The organism is Actinomadura sp. WAC 06369, from assembly GCF_003947565.1.
In the GTDB taxonomy this organism is placed as follows: domain Bacteria; phylum Actinomycetota; class Actinomycetes; order Streptosporangiales; family Streptosporangiaceae; genus Spirillospora; species Spirillospora rifamycini.
In genome coordinates, this window is the sequence record NZ_QHJN01000164.1 from 1 (window position 1) to 17648 (window position 17648).

The window sequence follows — 17648 nt, forward strand, 5'->3', positions numbered from 1 at the left end:
GTCGTTCACCGACTCCCGCCGCAGCTCCGGCGGGCGGGGGGACAAGCGGGGGGACAAGCTGCCCTACACCTACGAACTGCGGCGCGGGGAGCGGTCCTGGATCGCCCGGGACGGCGACGACCCCAGCCGGACGGTCACCGGCATCGACGCGAAGGCCGTGTTCCCCACCCCCGAGGACGAGGCGGCGTGGAAGCGCGCCGGGTCCCGAGCTCTGGTCCCGCCGGAGCTGCGGCGGGAGTCGGTGAACGACTACGACATGGCGATCCGCTACAGCATCGGCGACGAGGGCCTGACGATGGCGGAGCTGCGGAAGCTGCCGGACGACGCGGCCGGGCTGGAGGCGGAACTGCGCCGCCGGTTCGACGCCGACGCCCGCCGGGTCGAAGCGGGCACCCGCACCGCCGACCCCGAGGTCCGCCGGTTCATCGAGCGGACGCGGCCCTCGTTCTCCGAGTACGTCTTCGCGGTCGCCGCGGACCTGCTGGCGGGCCCGCTCACCCCGGGCACGAAGGCCGCGCTGTACCGGGTGCTGGCCGCGCGGCCGGACGTCCGCTCGCCGGGCACGGCGACCGACCCGCTCGGCCGGCGCGGCGTGGCGCTGGTCCTGCCGTTCACGGGGGAGGGCCCGGCGGTCGAGTCCCGGCTGATCGTCGACCGGGAGTCGGCGGAGCTGCTCGCGTACGACTCCGGCCGCCTGACGATGTCGTACGGGCGCACGGGGTGGGTCGACCGGATCGGCGTGCGTCCCTGACGGGGGCGTGCACGGGGAGTATCCGGTTCGGCACCCCCGGCGGTCGCGGGAAGTTATAGCCTTCCCACCGTGTCCGGACTGACGATTCCCCAGCCCCAGTTCCCCGACGACGACGGCGGCGCCGACCCCCGGCTCTGCGAGGCGCTCGCGGGGTACGCGGCGGGACGGGTCGGCCAGCACACCGTCCTGCGCCGGCTGCAGGGCGCCCGGCTGCTGGTGCCCGTCGTCGCGATCCTCACCGAGGAGGAGGACGTCGCGCCCGGCGAGCTGCGGCGGGAGAAGTCGAGCGACATGGCGCTGCCGCTGCTGACCGGCGAGGACAGGCGCCGCGGCGTGCTCGGGTTCACCTGCACCGAGACGATGAAGGCGTGGCGGGCGGACGCCCGGCCGGTGGCGGTGCCCGCCGGCCAGGCGTGCCGCGCGGTGCTGGACGAGAACGCCGACGCCCTCGTGATCGACGTGGCGGGGCCGGTGCCGTTCGCCGTCGACGGGCTGCGGCTGCACCTGCTCGCCGAGGGGCGCCCGATCCCCGCGCCGCACGAGGACCCGGACGTCCTCGCCGCGGTGGAGGCCGCGTTCGGTTCCGACGAGGCGGTCGCGGGGGTGCGGGTCACCGAGGGCACGTCCGCCGAGCTGGCCGTCCGGTTCGCGGTGAGCCCGGGGCACGACGAGCGCCGCACCGTCCAGCGGGTGTCGGACCGGCTCGCGGAGGTGCTGCGCGGCCGGATCGTCGGCGGCGTCGAGCTGAGCGTCGTCCGCCGCGCGTAAAACCGTTCGACGCCGCTTCGGCCGGGCCGCCATCCTGACCCGATGGACGACTCCGGCATCGACGCCTTCCTCACCGACGGGTACCTCAAGGTCACGGAGGCGTTCCCCCGCGAACTCGCCGACGAGTGCCGGGACGTCCTCTGGCGGGACACCGGCTGCGACCCGGACGACCGCGCGACCTGGACCCGGCCCGTCGTCCGGCTCGGCCACTACGCGCAGGAGCCGTTCCGGGCCGCCGCGAACACCCCCCGCCTGCACGCCGCGTTCGACGCGCTCGCCGGGGAGGGCGGCTGGACGCCGCAGGGCGGCCTCGGGACGTTCCCGGTGCGGTTCCCGAGCGCGGAGGAGCCGGGCGACGACGGCTGGCACATCGACGCGAGCTTCCCCGGCGACGACCCGTCCGACTTCATGGCCGCCCGCGTGAACGTCGCGTCCAAGGGGCGCGCGCTGCTGATGCTGTTCCTGTTCTCCGACGTCGGCGAGGACGACGCCCCCACCCGGATCCGCGTGGGGTCCCACCTGGACGTCCCGCCGATCCTGGAGCCCGCGGGCGACCGCGGCCTGGCCTTCATGGAGCTCGCCGAGCGCGCCGTGCCCGCCACCGGGCACCGCCCCGTCGCGTACGCGACCGGACGGGCGGGCGACGTCTACCTGTGCCACCCGTTCCTGGTGCACGCCGCCCAGCCGCACCGGGGCGCGGAGCCGAAGTTCATGGCGCAGCCGCCGCTGCTGCCCGCGGGCCCGGTCCGGGACGACTCGCCCGTCGCCGCCGCGATCCGCCGGGGCCTGTCCGCCTGACCCGTCCCGCCCCGGTCCGCGGGGCCGCCGGGGCGCCGGCCGTCTCAGCTGATGGACGCCGGTCTCGGGGAGGCGTCCGGCGCCAATAGGATTCAGGGCATGCTGCGCTGGTTGACCGCGGGGGAGTCCCATGGCCCGGCCCTCACCGCGATCGTGGAGGGCCTTCCGGCCGGTGTGCGCGTGACTTCGGCGGACATCGCCGAGGACCTGCGCCGCCGGCGGCTCGGGCACGGGCGGGGCGCCCGGATGAAGTTCGAGCAGGACGAGGTGCGGATCCTCGGCGGGGTCCGGCACGGGGTGACGCTCGGCGGCCCCGTCGCGATCGAGGTCGGCAACACCGAGTGGCCCAAGTGGGAGACGGTGATGGCGGCCGACCCGGTCGACCCCGAGGTGCTGGCGGCGCAGGCGCGCAACGCGCCGCTGTCGCAGCCGCGGCCCGGCCACGCCGACCTCGTCGGCATGCAGAAGTACGGGTTCGACGACGCCCGGCCCGTCCTGGAGCGGGCGAGCGCGCGGGAGACCGCGGCGCGGGTCGCGCTCGGCGCGGTCGCGAAGGCGTTCCTGAAGCAGGCGCTCGGCGTGGACGTCCTCAGCCACGTGATCGCGCTCGGCGAGGTGTCGGCGCCGGACGGCGTCCTGCCCGAGCCCGGCGATCTGGCGGCGGTCGACGAGAGCCCGGTGCGGTGCTTCGACGCGGCCGCGTCCGCGGCGATGGTCGCGCACGTCGACGAGGTGAAGAAGGCCGGCGACACGCTCGGCGGCGTCGTCGAGGTGCTGGCCTACGGCCTGCCGCCCGGCCTGGGCAGCCACGTGCACTGGGACCGGCGGCTCGACGCGCGGCTCGCCGGGATCCTCATGGGCATCCAGGCGATCAAGGGCGTGGAGGTCGGCGACGGGTTCACCACCGCGCGGCGGCGCGGGTCGGCCGCGCACGACGAGATCGAGGGCTCCGACGCGGGCATCCGGCGCCGGACGAACCGCGCGGGCGGCGTCGAGGGCGGCATGACGACGGGCGAGCCGCTGCGCGTCCGGGCCGCGATGAAGCCGATCTCCACGGTGCCGCGCCGCCTCGACACCATCGACGTGAAGACCGGGGAGCCCGCCAAGGCGATCAACCAGCGCAGCGACGTCACCGCCGTGCCGGCCGCCGGGGTGGTCGCCGAGGCGATGGCGGCGCTGGTGCTGGCGGACGCGGCGCTGGAGAAGCTCGGCGGCGACTCCGCCGAGGAGACCGCCCGCAACCTGCGCGGATACCTGTCCTCCCTGACCATCAAGTGAACGACCATCGAGTGAACGGGGCCTCCTGCATGACGCGACCCAGGGCCGTCCTGATCGGGGCGCCGGGCTCGGGCAAGACGACGGTCGGCGCGGCGCTCGCCGAGCGGCTCGGGGTGTCGCTGCGCGACACCGACGCCGACGCCGAGGCGGCGGCCGGCAAGCCGATCGGCGAGATCTTCATCGACGACGGCGAGGAGCGGTTCCGGGAACTGGAGCGCGCGGCCGTCGCGGCGGCCCTCGCCGAGCACGACGGCGTCCTCGCGCTCGGCGGCGGCGCCGTGCTGGCGCCGGAGACGCAGGAGCTCCTCGCCGGGCAAACGGTCGTGTACCTGCGGGTCGGCCTCGCGGAGGCGGTGAAGCGGGTCGGGCTGGCGTCGGCGCGGCCGCTGCTGGTGCTGAACCCGCGCAGCCGGATGCGCAAGCTCCTGGAGGAGCGGCTGCCGGTCTACGAGCGGCTGGGGACCGTGCACGTCGACACCGACGGGCGCGAGCCCGCCGAGATCGTCCGGGAGATCGCCGAGGCCCTGGAGACGGACGCGTGATCGTGCCGGCGCGGGTGCGCGTGGAAGGCGCCGACCCCTACGACGTCGTCATCGGGACGGGCGTGCTGGCGGAGCTGCCGGGCCTGCTCGGCGACCGCGTCCGGACGGTCGCGGTCGTGCACGCCGAGGGCCTGCCGGAGATCGCGCGGCCGGTGTGCGAGGCGCTGGAGAAGGCCGGGCACGCGGTGCACGCGCTGCCCGTCCCGGACGGCGAGGCGGCCAAGGAGGCCGGGGTGCTCGCCGGGCTGTGGTCGGCGTTCGCGCGGCTCGGCATGACCCGGACCGACGCGATCGTGGGCGTCGGCGGCGGCGCGACCACCGACCTCGCCGGGTTCGCCGCCGCCTCGTGGCTGCGCGGCGTCCGCTGCGTGCTGGTGCCGACGACGCTGCTCGGCATGGTCGACGCGGCGGTCGGCGGCAAGACCGGCATCAACATCCCCGAGGGCAAGAACCTCGTGGGCGCGTTCCACCCCCCGGCCGGGGTGCTGTGCGACCTCGCCGCGCTGGTGACGATGCCGCACGAGGACTACGTCAGCGGGCTCGCGGAGGTCGTCAAGGCCGGGTTCATCGCCGACCCGGTCATCCTCGACCTGGTGGAGGCCGACCCGGAGGGCGCGGCGCGCCCGGACGGCCCGCACACCCGCGAGCTCGTCGAGCGGGCCGTCCGGGTGAAGGCCGAGGTCGTCGGGGCGGACCTGAAGGAGAGCGGCCTGCGGGAGATCCTCAACTACGGCCACACGCTCGCGCACGCGATCGAGAAGGCCGAGGACTACCGCTTCCGGCACGGCCACGCCGTCGCGATCGGCATGGTGTACGCGGCCGAGCTGGCGCGCCTCGCCGGGCGGCTGGACGCCGCGGACGTCGCGCGGCACCGGTCCGTCCTGACGTCGGTGGGCCTGCCGGTGGCGTACGCGGCGGACGCGTGGCCGGGGCTGCGCGCCGCGATGGCGATCGACAAGAAGTCGCGGGGCGCCACGCTGCGGTTCGTGGTGCTGGACGGCGTCGCGAAGCCGGGCCGCCTGGAGGGCCCGGACGAGGAGCTGCTCGCCGCCGCCTACCGGGAGGTCGCCCGATGAGCCGGGTGCTGGTGCTGAACGGGCCGAACCTCGGGCGTCTCGGGACGCGCGAGCCCGACGTCTACGGCGCGACCACGTTCGAGGGGCTGGCGGCGCTGTGCCGCGACGCCGGGCGGCGGCTGGGCCTGGAGGCCGACGTGCGGCAGACCGACGACGAGGCCGAGCTGATCCGCTGGGTGCACGAGGCCGCCGACGAGCGGCTGCCGGTCGTGCTGAACCCGGCGGCGTTCACCCACTACTCGTACGCGCTGCGCGACGCCCTCGCGCAGCGGACCGCGCCGCTCGTCGAGGTGCACATCTCCAACCCGGCGGCGCGGGAGGAGTTCCGGCACACCTCGGTCGTGGCGGGCGTCGCGACCGGCACGATCGCCGGGTTCGGGACGTTCTCGTACGTCCTGGCCCTGCAGGCGGTCGTCGAGCTGCTCGCCGAGGAGGCGGGCGGGCGGGGCTAGGGCCCCTCGACGGCCGCGCGGGTCATGGCCTTGAGCTCGGCGACGACGTCGTCGAGCGGACGGACGTCGCGGTGGGCGCGGCACAGCACGGTCGCGCCCTCGACGGCGGCGACGATCAGCCGCGCGAGGCTCGCCGCCCGGTCGTCCGGGACGCCGGCGTTGCCGAGGCCGGTGGCGAGGGTGTCCTCCCAGCGGCCGAACGCGGCGGCGGCCGCGGCGGCGAGCTGCGGCGCGTCGTCGTGGCACTCCACGGTGACGGCCACGATCGGGCAGCCGGCCCGGAAGCCGCTGCGGATCAGCACCTGGCGCCACCAGCCGACGAAGGCGTCCACGGCGGACGCCGCGTCGCCGCCCTCGGTGGCCGCGACGATCCCGGCGTTGAGGAACTCCCCGGCGTAGCGGACGGCCTCCTCGGCGAGCTGCGCCTTGCCCTCGGGGAAGTGGTGGTAGATCGATCCGCGCGGTGCGCCGCTGTGCGCGATGACGTCGCGGAAACCCGTGCCGCTGTAGCCGCGCTCGCGGAAAAGGTAGGCGGCGCTGCGGACCATGCGCTCCCGGCTGTCGGACCCCATGCCACCGATTATGACATTCATCATAAGCAACGCGCATTGACCATGACGATCGTCATAGGAAACGCTCATTATGTCGAACGTCATACTTGCCTGGGAGGCGGGTGGGACGTTCCACCGACCAGCGGCCCGGGTCCGGGCAGGAAAGGCGAGGAGACCTCGTGATCGACCTCCAGCGTGACGGCGACGTGTTCGTCCTGCGCCTCGACGCGGGCGAGAACCGGTTCGGCCCCGACTTCCTCGACGCCGTCGAGGGGGCGCTCGACACCGTCGCCGCGGCGGACGGGCCGCGCGCCCTCGTCACCGTCGGGACGGGCAAGTTCTTCTCCAACGGCCTCGACCTGGAGTGGCTGGGCGCCCACCGCGACGAGTTCGAGGGGTACCTCGGCCGCGTGAACGGCCTGTACGCGCGGCTGCTCGAACTGCCCGCGCCGACCGTCGCGGCCGTCAACGGGCACGCGTTCGCCGGCGGCGGGATGCTCGCCCTCGCGCACGACTTCGCCGTCATGCGCACCGACCGCGGCTACTTCTGCCTGCCCGAGGTCGACCTGGGGATGAGCTTCACCCCGGGGATGAACGCGCTGATCACGGCCCGGCTGGCGGCCGGGGTCGCGCACGAGGCCATGATCACCGGCCGCCGGTACACCGCGGCGGAGGCCCTGGCCGCCGGGATCGTGCAGCGCACCGCCGCCGAGGACGAGGTACTGCCCGCGGCCGTCGAGTGGGCCGCGTCCCTGGCGGGCAAGGACGGGAAGGTCGTCGGGCGGATCCGGCGCGACATGTACCGCGGCGCGCTGCGGGCGCTGCGGGGACCCGCGCTCGGCTGACCCCGCCGCTGGGCGGAGGCCGCCCGGCGGGCTAGGTTGTGTTCGACTGGAATCGGATTCGGTAAATCGGGAAGGGGTGCCGATGCGCATCGGGATGGCCCTCAACTACGCGGGCGGTTTCAAAGAGACCGTCGAGGAGCTCGCCGACTACGAGAAGGCCGGGCTCGACATCGTCTACATCGCCGAGGCCTACAGCTTCGACGCGGTCAGCCAGATGGGATTCATCGCCGCGAAGACCGAGCGGCTGGAGATCGCGTCCGGCATCCTCAACATCTACTCCCGCACGCCCACCGCGCTCGCGCAGACCGCGGCCGGCCTGGACTACGTCTCCGACGGCCGGTTCACGCTCGGCATCGGCGCCTCCGGCCCGCAGGTCATCGAGGGCTTCCACGGCGTCCCCTACACCGCCCCGCTCGGCCGCACCCGCGAGATCATCGAGATCTGCCGCAAGGTGTGGCGCCGCGAGCGGCTCCAGCACCAGGGCAAGCACTACACGCTGCCGCTGCCCGAGGGGCAGGGCACCGGTCTCGGCAAGCCGCTCAAGCTGATCAACCACCCGGTGCGCGAGAGCATCCCGATCATGGTGGCCGCGATCGGCCCGAAGAACGTCGAGCTGACCGCCGAGATCGCCAACGGCTGGGAGCCGATCTTCTACATGCCGGAGAAGGCCGCCGACGTGTGGGGCGCGTCCCTCGCCGCGGGCAAGGCGAAGCGGGACGCCTCGCTCGGCGAGCTCGACGTCGTCGCGCAGGCCACGCTCGCGATCGGCGACGACGTCCAGGGCTACCTGGAGTTCGGCCGCCCGATGGCCGCGCTGTACATCGGCGGCATGGGCGCCAAGGGCAAGAACTTCTACAACGACCTCGCCCGCCGCTACGGCTTCGAGAAGGAGGCCGAGGAGATCCAGGACCTCTACCTGGACGGCAAGAAGGACGAGGCCGCCGCGAAGGTCCCGCAGGAACTGCTCGAGAAGATGTCGCTGATCGGCAGCGAGGGGCACGTCCGCGAGCGGCTCGCCGCGATGAAGGAGTCCGGCGTCACCACCCTCAACGTGGCCCCGATCGCCGGCGACCACAAGGGCCGCCTCGCGCTGATCGAGAAGGTCCGGGAGATGGCCGCCGGCCTCTGACCCGGAGCCTTCGACCCGGAGCCTCCGATCCGAGCCGCACCGCCCGCGGGGGACCGGACGCGCGCGCGTCCGGTCCCCCGCGCGGTCACAGCGCCGCGTCGACCTCCCGCGCCGCCCGCTCGCCCGACCGGACGGCGCCGTCCATGTAGCCCGTCCAGTAGTCGGACGTCTCGGTGCCCGCCCAGTGGACGGGCCCGCACGGCGCGCGCAGCGCGGGGCCGAAACCGGTCAGGACGCCCGGCGGCGCGAGCCCGACGGGACCGCCGCCGCTCCACGTCTCGTTGTCCCACCGCATCATCGCCGTCCGCACCGGGTTCTTCGCCCTGTCGCCGAACAGCCTCCCGAACGACTCCAGCCCCGCCGCCCGCACCTCCCCCTCGGACGCGGAGTCCAGCCGCCGGACGTTGTCGTGGTTGATGAATCCCATGAGGATCCCGCGCGACCCGTCCGGCGGGCTGTTGTCGAACGTCACGTCGATCGCGCCGCTGTCCGCCAGCGCCTGCCCGGTGAGGTTCTCCTCCCGCCAGAACGGCGTGTCGTACACCCCGACGAACTTCGCGACCGAGCCCATCGGGTAGCGCTGCATGAGCTGGGCCCGGGCCGCCGGCAGCCCCGGCGAGAAGTCGATCTTCCCCGCGATCGCCGGGGACATCGCGACGACCGCCCGCTTCGCCGACACCGTCACGCCGTCCGCCGTCACGGTCACGCCCCCGCCGCCGGTCTCGACCGACCGCACCGGCGCGTTGTAGCGGACGGCGTCGCCGAGCCGGGCGGCCAGCCGGACCGGCACCTGCTCCGGCCCGCCGGCGAACCGCAGCTCCTGCGCCCCGTCCCGGGTGTTGATCAGCCGGTCGATCGACCCGGGCTCGTCCGGGTTCCCGGCGGCGGCCGCGTAGTGCAGGACGTACAGCAGCGACACGTCCCGCGACCGCGCCGAGAGCGTCGAGCTGACGAAGACGTCCATGAGGAAGCGCGCGCCGGAGCTGAGGGAGTTGGAGCGCGACCAGGTGTGGAACGTCTGCGCGTCCCACTCGTCGGCCTTGGCCGCCTTCCACGGCTCGCCCACGGGGACGTCCTCGATCATCCCGCCGAGCCGCAGCAGCGCCAGCTCCAGGTCGATGACGCCCCAGTCCGGCGGGACGGCGCCCAGCAGCCCGTCGGTCGCGTACAGCGACCGCCGCCCGTTGCGGTAGTAGACGTTGTCGCCCTCGTTGAAGGTCGGAAAGGTCGCGACGCCCATCTCCTCGGCGAGGGCGGCGATGCGGTCCTGGGTGGGGCCGATGAACTCGGCGCCGCCCTCGGCGGTGGTGCCGTCGCCCAGCGGCAGCCCGTACACCCGGCCGCCGGGCCGGTCGCGGGCCTCGAGGACGACGACGGACCGGCCCGCCGCGACGAGGTCGCGGGCGGCGGTCAGGCCCGCGAGGCCCGCGCCGACGACCACGACGTCGGCGGACAGGCGGGCGGCGGACGGCGCGGTGCGGGGCGCGGTGCGGGCGGCCGCGGGAGGCGCGGCGGCCGAGGCGGCGACGGCCCCGGCGGCGGTGAGCGCGCCGGTGCCGAGCAGGCGGCGGCGACTGACTCCTGTCACGGAATCCCTCCTGGGGGAAGACCAGAGCGGGGGGACGGAAGATCACGCGGCGGCTCACGCTAGCGGCGGCGGACCCCGAAGTCGAGGCTTCTTCATGTTTCGCGATGCTCTAGAGTCCTCCCATGGGGGAGACGCACACCGGACGTCGCCGCCGCCTGGCCGAGTACGCCGCCGCGCACGACGCGGACGCCGTCCTGGTCACCCGGCTCGTCAACGTCCGCTACCTGACCGGGCTCGCCAGCTCCAACGCCGCGCTGCTCGTGCCCGCGGGCGCGCCCGCCGTGCTCGCCACCGACGCCCGCTACGCCGGGACGGCCGAGCGGATCGCCCCCGAACTGCCGCTGGTCCGCGACCGGAAGACGGCCGCCGCGCTCGTCGCGCGGGCCGCCGCGGACGGGCACGCCCGGCTCGGCTTCGAACCCCACGCGCTCACCGTCGAGCAGCACACCGCGCTCGACGCGCAGGCCCGCGCGGCCGGCGTCGCGCTCGTCCCGCTCGCCGGCCGCCCCGTCGAGGAGCTGCGGCGCGTCAAGGACGAGGGGGAGATCGACCTCCTGCGGGAGGCGTGCGCGATCACCTGCCGCGCCTTCGACGCCGTGCTCCCCTCGATCGCGCCCGGACGCACCGAACGCGAGATCGCGATCGCGCTCGAGCGCGCCATGGTCGACCTCGGCGCCGAGGGCCCCGCGTTCGCCTCGATCGTCGCGTCCGGCCCGAACGGCGCCGTCCCGCACCACCGCCCGGGCCCCCGCGAGCTGGAGCGCGGCGACCTGCTCACCATGGACTTCGGCGCCCTCTACGGCGGCTACCACGCCGACATGACCCGCACCGTCGCGATCGGCGAGCCCGCCGGGTGGCAGCGCGACCTGTACGGCCTCGTCCACCGCGCCCAGCTCGCCGGGATCGACGCCGCGCGGCCCGGCGCCGAGACCAAGGCGGTGGACGCCGCCGCCCGCGACGTCGTCAAGGCGGCCGGGCACGGCGACGACTTCACCCACGGGCTCGGGCACGGCGTGGGCCTCGAGATCCACGAGGCACCGCTCATGGGGTACGACGAGACCGGTAAACTGACGGACCGAGTTCCGATCACCGCAGAGCCGGGGGTCTACCTCGCGGGCCGCGGCGGGGTCCGCATCGAGGACACGTTCGTGGTACGGGCGGACGGCCCGGAGCTCCTCACGACGACGACAAAGGACCTGCTCGTCCTCTAGACGAGCGCGAACGCGGGTCCGCGACCGGGAGAACAACGCAGTGGCGACGACGAACGACCTGAAGAACGGCATGACGCTGAACCTCGACGGCCAGCTGTGGACCGTCCTGGAATTCCAGCACGTCAAGCCCGGCAAGGGCGGCGCGTTCGTCCGCACCAAGCTCAAGAACGTCCTGTCGGGCAAGGTCGTCGACAAGACCTTCAACGCCGGCACCAAGGTCGAGGTGGCCTCCGTCGACAAGCGGGAGATGCAGTACCTCTACCGCGAGGGCGACGACTTCGTGTTCATGGACACCGAGACCTACGACCAGCCGCAGATTCCGGGCACCGTCGTGGGCGACGCGGCGGACTACCTGCTCCCCGAGCAGAACGCGGTCATCGCCTTCAACAACGACAACCCGCTGTACGTCGAGCTGCCCGCCGCCGTCGTGCTGGAGATCACCGAGACCGAGCCGGGCCTGCAGGGCGACCGCTCCACCGGCGGCAGCAAGCCCGCCACGCTGGAGACCGGCGCCCAGATCCAGGTCCCGCTGTTCATCACCACCGGCGAGAAGGTCAAGGTCGACACCCGCTCCGGCGACTACCTCGGCCGCGCCTGACGTCCGCTGGCGAGCGGAGCGAGAGCGAGACACATGAGCGCGCGCACCAAGGCGCGGAAGCTGGCGCTGGACATCCTGTTCGCGGCCGAACTCCGCGAGGAGGAGCCGACGGCGGTGCTGGCCGCCCGCGGCCGTCCCAACCAGGACGAGCTGGCGGAGTACCCGCACGCCGTACGGCTGATCGAAGGCGTCCAGGAGCGGCGGGAGCGGATCGACGAGCTGCTCGCGACCTACGCCACCGGCTGGACGCTGGAGCGGATGCCGGTCGTCGACCGCAACATCCTGCGGATGGGCGTGTACGAGCTGCTGTGGGTCGACGACGTCCCGGACGGCGTCGCGGTCAGCGAGGCGGTCGGGCTGGCCACCGAGCTGTCCACCGACGAGTCCCCGCGGTTCGTCAACGGCCTGCTGTCGCGCCTGCAGCAGCTGAAGCCGTCGCTGGCGCTCTGATCCGGCCGCGGGCGTCCCCGTGGGCGCCGTCCCCGCGGCCGGGGTCCGCGCCCGGGGCCGGTGCGCCCGGGAGGTCGCGGACGGCCGCCGTCCGGACGACTAGGGTGGGGTGCGATGAGCGACGTTAGGGGAGTGGCCGTGGCCGGCCGGCAACTGAAGCGGACACGGGGCGGCGGCCGCGTGCGCAACGCCGTCCTGTGGGAGGCGCTGCGCTCGGTCCTGGAGCGGATCACCCCGGAGGCCGGGGCGAGCGACATCGTGGACGTGGGCGGCGGGACCGGCGGCTTCGCCGTGCCGCTCGCCGAACTCGGGCACCGCGTCACCGTCGTGGACGCCAACCCGGACGCGCTCGCCGCGCTGGAGCGCCGCGCCGCCGAGTCCGGGGTGCGGGTCCGCGCCGTCCAGGGCGACGCCGTCGACCTGCCCGACCTGCTCGGGCCCGACGCCGCCGACCTCGTCCTGTGCCACAGCGTGCTCGAGTACGTCGACGACCCGGCGGCGGCGACGGCGGCGCTCACCGCGACCGTCCGGCCCGGCGGGTCGGTCAGCCTGCTCGCGGCGGGGCAGCTCGCCGCGGCGCTGTCCCGCGCGGTCGGCGGGCACTTCGACGACGCCCGGCGGGTCCTGGCGGACGCGTCCGGGCGGTGGGGCGACGGCGACCGGACGCCCCGCCGGTTCACCCGGGAGACGCTGACGGCCCTCGCCGAGGGCGCCGGCCTGCGGGTCGCCGAGCTGCACGGCGTGCGGATCTTCGCCGACCTGGTGCCGGGCGGGATCTCCGACGGCGACAGCGACTCCGCCGAGGCGCTGCTCGCGCTGGAGTCCGTCGCCGCCGTCCACCCCGTCCTGCGCGACCTGGCCGCCCAGCTGCACCTCGTCGCCGACAAGCCGGCGGCCTGAGCGCCGGTGCGAACCTCCCGCGGAGTCGTCCCGTGAGCCGCAAGCAGCAGCTCCACCGGCCCGGCCCGCAACCCGGGCCGCCCGCCGACGACACCGGCTGCGCGATCCTGCACGTCGACATGGACGCGTTCTTCGTGAGCGTCGAGCTGCTGGACCGCCCCGAGCTGCGCGGCCGCCCGGTGATCGTGGGCGGCGCGGGCGCGCGCGGGGTGGTGTCGGCGGCGTCCTACGAGGCCCGCGAGTACGGGGTGCACTCGGCGATGCCGATGACGCGCGCGCGGCGGCTGTGCCCGCACGCGGTCGTCCTGCCGGTGAGCCACGGCAAGTACTCCCGGGTGTCGGCGTCGGTGTTCGAGCTGTTCCGGTCGGTGACGCCGCTGGTGGAGCCGCTGTCGCTGGACGAGGCGTTCCTGGACGTCTCCGGGGCGGTGCGGCGGCTCGGGCGGCCGGCCGAGATCGCCCGGAGCATCCGCGAGCAGGTCCGCGCCCAGCAGGGCATCACGTGCTCGGTGGGCGTGGCGAGCACCAAGTTCGTCGCCAAGCTCGCCTCCACCCGCTGCAAGCCGGACGGGCTGCTCGTCGTGCCCGCCGACGGCGTCGTCGAGTTCCTGCACCCGCTGCCCGTCGCGTCCCTGTGGGGCGTGGGGGAGCGGACCGAGCAGGCGCTCGCCCGCCTCGGGCTGCGGACGGTCGGGCAGCTCGCGCAGGTCCCCGTCGCGACCCTCCAGCGTGAGCTGGGCAACGCGCTGGGCGCCCACCTGCACGAGCTGGCGTGGGGCCGCGACCCCCGCGACGTCGTCGCGCACAGCCCCGACAAGAGCGTCGGCGCCGAGGAGACGTTCGAGACCGACGTGGACGACCCCGAGGTGATCCGCCGGGAGCTGCTGCGGCTCGCCGAGCGGGTCGGCGAGCGGCTGCGCGCGGGCGGGCACGCGGCACGCACCGTGAGCGTCAAACTGCGGATGGCGAACTTCAAGACGATCACCCGCTCCCGCACCCTCGCGGAGCCCACCGACCTCGCTCGTGTGATCTACATCACAGCGTGCGGGCTCTATGAGGGGGCCGGGCTGGAACGGGTACGACTCCGCTTGGTCGGGGTGCGGGCGGAGAACCTGCTCCCCGCCGGCGAGGCCCCCCGTCAGCTCGCCCTCGACGAACCGGAGAGCGGATGGCGTGAGGCCGAGCGAGCCATGGACCAGGTCGCACACCGGTTCGGCCGCGGCGCGGTCCGCCCCGCCGCGCTCGTCCGGCGTGCGGAGGACGGTGACGGACGTGACGGTGGTGACGGGAGACGATGAAGAAACACGGTGAAGTGTCCGAACGGCCCCGCACGGCGGGCCGTCCGCTTTCGTCCGCCCGTCAGTGCTCGTATTCTGGGCATATCACCGTTGACGTTCCCGTCCTGCACCGGATACCCCGTCGCGGGGCTGTCGTTGGGAGGCGCCGTGCCGCTGTCTGAGCACGAGCAGCGCATGCTCGAACAGATCGAGCAGCAGCTGTACGCCGAGGATCCGAAATTCGCGCACGCGGTCCGCTCGACCAACCCGCAGGTCCACTACAAGCGGCGGATCGTCAAGTCCGCCGTCGGTTTCGTCGTGGGCGTCGGCGTGCTGATGGCCGGACTCGTGATCAATGCGGGGGCGGCCACCATCGCGATCAGCGTGGCCGGCTTCCTGCTCATGCTGGCCTCCTCCCTGTGGGCCCTCACGAGCTGGAAGCGGATGGCCGGCATCGGCGACGAGCCCGCCCGGCCGAGCCGCCGCGGACGCGAGGGGCGGCAGGGCGGCCGCCAGAACCGCCAGGACCGCCCGAAGGGCTCCTTCATGGAACGCATGGAAGAGCGCTGGCGCCGCCGAACCGAGGGCGACTACTGAGCCCGGGCGCGGACCCGGTACCCGCCTCCGCGCCACGGCACTCCCGGAACCCGGGCGGCACCGCCGCCCGGGTTCCGCGCATCGTCACCCGCGCATCGTCACCCGCGCCGGACCCGCTCGCCCAGCGCCCGCAGCCGCGCCACCGGACCGTCCGGCCGGGCCGCCAGCGCCGCCACCCGGTCCCCGGCCGACCGCAGCGTCCCGCGCGCCTCCGCCAGCGTCGACGGCGGCAGCAGCCGCGCGCGCCGCCCGGCCGCCGCCGCGACCGCGTCCCGCACCGTCCGGACGTCCGCCCGCAGCCGCTCCGGCGGCTCCGCCGAGCGCCGCCGCGAGTACCGCGCCAGCTCCTCCGCGCGGGCGATCCGGCGCAGCGCCTGCGCGCCCGCCGCGTCCAGCTCCAGCACCTCCCCGAGCCGCCGCGCCGCCGCGCGCGGCGAGTCCCCGGCGCGCCACTCCAGCCCGTGGTCCAGCGCGTCCGCGCGCAGCTCCCGCCACGCCGCGTGCGCCGCGTCCGCCGGATCCTGCGCCCGGGAGCCCGCGCCCGCCGCGCCCGGCCCGGCGGGCGGCGCGCCGGGCGCGCCGTCCGATCCGGCCCCGCCGGCGGGGTCCGTCCCGGCGCCGGCGAGCGCCGCCCACCGGCGCCGCCGCGCGACCAACCGCGCCACCGCCGGGACCGCCAGGGCCGCCAGGACGAGCAGGCCGCCCGCGGCCCACGGCAGCGCCGGGAAGCCGCCCTCGTCCTCCTGCGGCCGCGCCGCCGCGTCCTGCGGCCGCGCCGTCGCCGCACCGGTCGGCGAGTCCTGCGCCGCCGCCGGATCCTCGTCCGCCGACGACCCCGAGCCGCTCGAAGAGGACGTCCCCGCGTCCGCCCCCACCCCGGTGGACGCCACGGGCGTGCTGTAGGACGGCGCGGTCGCCGTGCCCTGCCCCTGGAGACCAGACGGGGTCGGCTCGAACCGCACCCAGCCCGAACCCGGGAAGTACAGCTCCGGCCACGCGTGCGCGTCCCGCGACCGCACCGTCCACTCGTCCGGGCCGCTCTGCACCCCGGACGTGTACCCGAGCGCCACCCGCGAGGGGATCCCCAGGATCCGCGCCATCAGCGCCATCGAGGCGGCGAACTGCTCGCAGTACCCCCGCTTGCTGTGCAGCAGGAAGTCCACCAGGTCGCTGCCGCGCTTGGGCGCGGGCGCCGACAGGTCGTAGGCGAACCCGCCCGTGTCGGTGAACCACCGCTGCAGGCTGACGGCCTGGTCGTGCGCGCTCGACGCGCCCGCGGCGACCCGGCGCGTCAGCGACCTGACCTCCTGCGGGATGTTCTGCGGGAGGGCGGTGTAGCGGCGGACGACCTCCGCCGGGTAGCCCCCGGCGTTCTCCAGGTCGTCGCCGCTCGGCTGCGGGACCTCGCTCTGCACGGTGTAGGTCCGGCCCCCGGCCGAATCGCTCAGGGAGTAGACCATCAGCGATTCCGCGTCCACCCGCCAGTCGCCGTCGATCGACACCCGCGTCGGCGCGTACGGCAGCGGCAGGAACGTCATGTCCCGCACCTCGCCGCGGACCGACACCTCCGTCGTCACGTCGCGGGACCGGCCGGACGACAGCCCCGGCGGGTCCGGGAGCCGGTCGCCCTCGCGCAGCCGGTCGTCCGGCCGGCTGCGCAGCTTGCTGTAGGTCCACCGGCCGCCGTCGAACCGGTCCAGCGCGTACAGGCGCAGGTAGCCGGGGCCGATCGGGTCCCGGGTGCGGTAGGTCAGCACCACCGAGTCGTCCAGTTCGGTCAGCTCCCGCTTCAGGCTGACCAGGGGGTCGGGGGTCGTCACCGTCCGGGTGTCGCCGCCCGAGCCGCCGCGCAGGTCCAGGATGCCGCGCTGCTGCAGGCCCGGCACCGCCGTCGGCAGCGCCACCGCGACGGCCACCGCGCCGAGCGCGATCCGGCGCCCGCCCGACGTCGCCGTCCCCGCGAGCGCGCCGGGCAGCGCGTCCCCGCCGCCCGCGCCGTCCCCGCCGGCGCCCGTCTCGCGGGGCGCCGTCCAGCGCCGCCGCGCCACCAGCGGCCCCCAGCCGCCGACCTGCTCCCGCGAGTCGGCCATCAGCAGGATGAGGAAGCCGAACGCCCCCACCGCGAACGGCACCCAGCCGACGCCCTCGTCCAGCACCGCCGCCGGGACGCTGTACATCGCCAGCAGCGGCAGCCCGGCGGGCGCCGCCCGGCGCAGCCCCACCGCGAGGAAGTCCACCAGCACCGCGACCGCCCCGACGCCCGCGGCCGTCAGCAGCTCGATCCCGGGTAGCACCGGCACCGGCGCGGCGTACCGGTTGGCCGACTCCCAGCCCGTGCCGACCAGGTCCGCGAGGCGGCCCAGCGACGCGGGCGTGGGAACGACCCCCAGCAGCGACTCCGACGCGGCGTAGAACAGGTTCAGGCCCAGCAGCAGTCCCAGCAGCCCCGCGAACGGCTGCAGCGGCGCGGGCACCCGCAGCCGCCGGGCGGCCAGCCCGCCCGCGGCCACCGCGGCCACCGCGCCGAACGCCCCCCCGAACCAGCCCGCCGACTCGAACAGCGGGGCCAGCCCCACCGCGCCGGCGAGCGTCGCCAGCGCGGCCGTCATCGTCATCCGCAGCCTCATGACCCGCCCTCGTAGCAGTCAGCTCGCATCGTTCGGCCCGCCCCGGCCCGTCCTCAGCCCGCGCGGGCCGGGTCCTCGCCGGCCCGCGCCCACACGTCGGCCAGCTCCGCGGCCGTCCGGACCGTCACCACCCGCCATCCGCCGGCGCGCAGCAGTCCCTCCGCCCGCCGCGGCGCCCCGCCCGGGCTCCCCGCGGCGGCGTCCCCCGCG

Annotated in this window: 17 protein-coding genes and 1 pseudogene; 15 read left to right on the plus strand and 3 right to left on the minus strand. The window is 75.3% G+C overall.

What is annotated here, in order from left to right:
- The 7 genes and pseudogenes from DMH08_RS40475 to aroQ all read left to right on the plus strand — a co-directional run.
- Positions 1–751, plus strand: a pseudogene (locus tag DMH08_RS40475) (hypothetical protein); the annotation flags it as partial.
- A gap of 69 nt (positions 752–820) precedes the next feature.
- Positions 821–1519, plus strand: coding sequence for an SseB family protein (locus tag DMH08_RS31975; protein WP_125619709.1), 699 nt, complete (start codon positions 821–823; stop codon positions 1517–1519).
- Positions 1520–1561: 42 nt separating this feature from the next.
- Entirely contained in the window at positions 1562–2317 is a 756-nt protein-coding gene (locus DMH08_RS31980) for a phytanoyl-CoA dioxygenase family protein (RefSeq protein WP_026405810.1), read from the plus strand.
- A gap of 99 nt (positions 2318–2416) precedes the next feature.
- Positions 2417–3595 carry a chorismate synthase gene (aroC, locus tag DMH08_RS31985; RefSeq protein WP_026405811.1) on the plus strand — a complete coding sequence of 393 codons (1179 nt, stop codon included), beginning with the start codon at positions 2417–2419 and terminating at the stop codon, positions 3593–3595.
- A 29-nt stretch (positions 3596–3624) separates the two neighbouring features.
- Positions 3625–4137 carry a shikimate kinase gene (locus DMH08_RS31990; protein WP_125619711.1) on the plus strand — a complete coding sequence of 171 codons (513 nt, stop codon included), beginning with the start codon at positions 3625–3627 and terminating at the stop codon, positions 4135–4137.
- Complete coding sequence (gene aroB, locus DMH08_RS31995) at positions 4137–5213, plus strand: 3-dehydroquinate synthase (protein WP_125619718.1); 1077 nt, start codon at positions 4137–4139, stop codon at positions 5211–5213. The genes DMH08_RS31990 and aroB overlap by 1 nt, the downstream gene beginning before the upstream one ends.
- Positions 5210–5665, plus strand: a complete 456-nt coding sequence (gene aroQ, locus DMH08_RS32000) for a type II 3-dehydroquinate dehydratase (RefSeq protein ID WP_125619712.1) — start codon at positions 5210–5212, stop codon at positions 5663–5665. The genes aroB and aroQ overlap by 4 nt, the downstream gene beginning before the upstream one ends.
- On the opposite strand, the gene DMH08_RS32005 is transcribed toward aroQ, so the two are convergent.
- A complete protein-coding gene (locus tag DMH08_RS32005; RefSeq protein ID WP_026405815.1) occupies positions 5662–6237 on the minus strand; it encodes a TetR/AcrR family transcriptional regulator in 576 nt (191 codons plus the stop codon). The genes aroQ and DMH08_RS32005 overlap by 4 nt on opposite strands.
- A 158-nt stretch (positions 6238–6395) precedes the next feature.
- On the opposite strand from DMH08_RS32005, the gene DMH08_RS32010 reads away from it, so the two are divergent.
- Both DMH08_RS32010 and DMH08_RS32015 read left to right on the plus strand, forming a co-directional pair.
- Complete coding sequence (locus DMH08_RS32010) at positions 6396–7061, plus strand: enoyl-CoA hydratase-related protein (protein WP_026405816.1); 666 nt, start codon at positions 6396–6398, stop codon at positions 7059–7061.
- 82 nt (positions 7062–7143) lie between these two features.
- Positions 7144–8190 (plus strand): LLM class F420-dependent oxidoreductase, encoded by a 1047-nt coding sequence (locus tag DMH08_RS32015; protein WP_026405817.1) that lies wholly within the window; start codon positions 7144–7146, stop codon positions 8188–8190.
- A gap of 85 nt (positions 8191–8275) precedes the next feature.
- Here DMH08_RS32015 and DMH08_RS32020 read toward each other — a convergent pair whose 3' ends face one another.
- Positions 8276–9778, minus strand: coding sequence for a flavin monoamine oxidase family protein (locus DMH08_RS32020; RefSeq protein ID WP_125619714.1), 1503 nt, complete (start codon positions 9776–9778; stop codon positions 8276–8278).
- A gap of 122 nt (positions 9779–9900) precedes the next feature.
- On the opposite strand from DMH08_RS32020, the gene DMH08_RS32025 reads away from it, so the two are divergent.
- The 6 genes from DMH08_RS32025 to DMH08_RS32050 all read left to right on the plus strand — a co-directional run bounded on the left by DMH08_RS32025 (position 9901) and on the right by DMH08_RS32050 (position 14811).
- Positions 9901–10989 (plus strand): M24 family metallopeptidase, encoded by a 1089-nt coding sequence (locus tag DMH08_RS32025; protein ID WP_026405819.1) that lies wholly within the window; start codon positions 9901–9903, stop codon positions 10987–10989.
- A 40-nt stretch (positions 10990–11029) separates the two neighbouring features.
- Positions 11030–11587, plus strand: a complete 558-nt coding sequence (efp, locus tag DMH08_RS32030) for an elongation factor P (protein ID WP_026405820.1) — start codon at positions 11030–11032, stop codon at positions 11585–11587.
- A gap of 33 nt (positions 11588–11620) precedes the next feature.
- Positions 11621–12037, plus strand: coding sequence for a transcription antitermination factor NusB (gene nusB, locus DMH08_RS32035; RefSeq protein ID WP_026405821.1), 417 nt, complete (start codon positions 11621–11623; stop codon positions 12035–12037).
- Positions 12038–12151: 114 nt separating this feature from the next.
- Positions 12152–12937: a class I SAM-dependent methyltransferase gene (locus DMH08_RS32040; protein WP_084551186.1), complete on the plus strand. Its 786-nt coding sequence runs from the start codon at positions 12152–12154 to the stop codon at positions 12935–12937.
- A gap of 32 nt (positions 12938–12969) precedes the next feature.
- Positions 12970–14235, plus strand: a complete 1266-nt coding sequence (locus DMH08_RS32045; RefSeq protein WP_125619716.1) for a DNA polymerase IV — start codon at positions 12970–12972, stop codon at positions 14233–14235.
- A 147-nt stretch (positions 14236–14382) separates the two neighbouring features.
- Complete coding sequence (locus DMH08_RS32050) at positions 14383–14811, plus strand: DUF3040 domain-containing protein (RefSeq protein ID WP_026405824.1); 429 nt, start codon at positions 14383–14385, stop codon at positions 14809–14811.
- A gap of 98 nt (positions 14812–14909) precedes the next feature.
- Here the strand turns inward: DMH08_RS32050 and DMH08_RS32055 are convergent, their stop codons facing one another.
- Entirely contained in the window at positions 14910–17438 is a 2529-nt protein-coding gene (locus DMH08_RS32055) for a DUF3488 and transglutaminase-like domain-containing protein (RefSeq protein WP_233617928.1), read from the minus strand.
- Between the last annotated feature and the right edge of the window lie 210 nt (positions 17439–17648).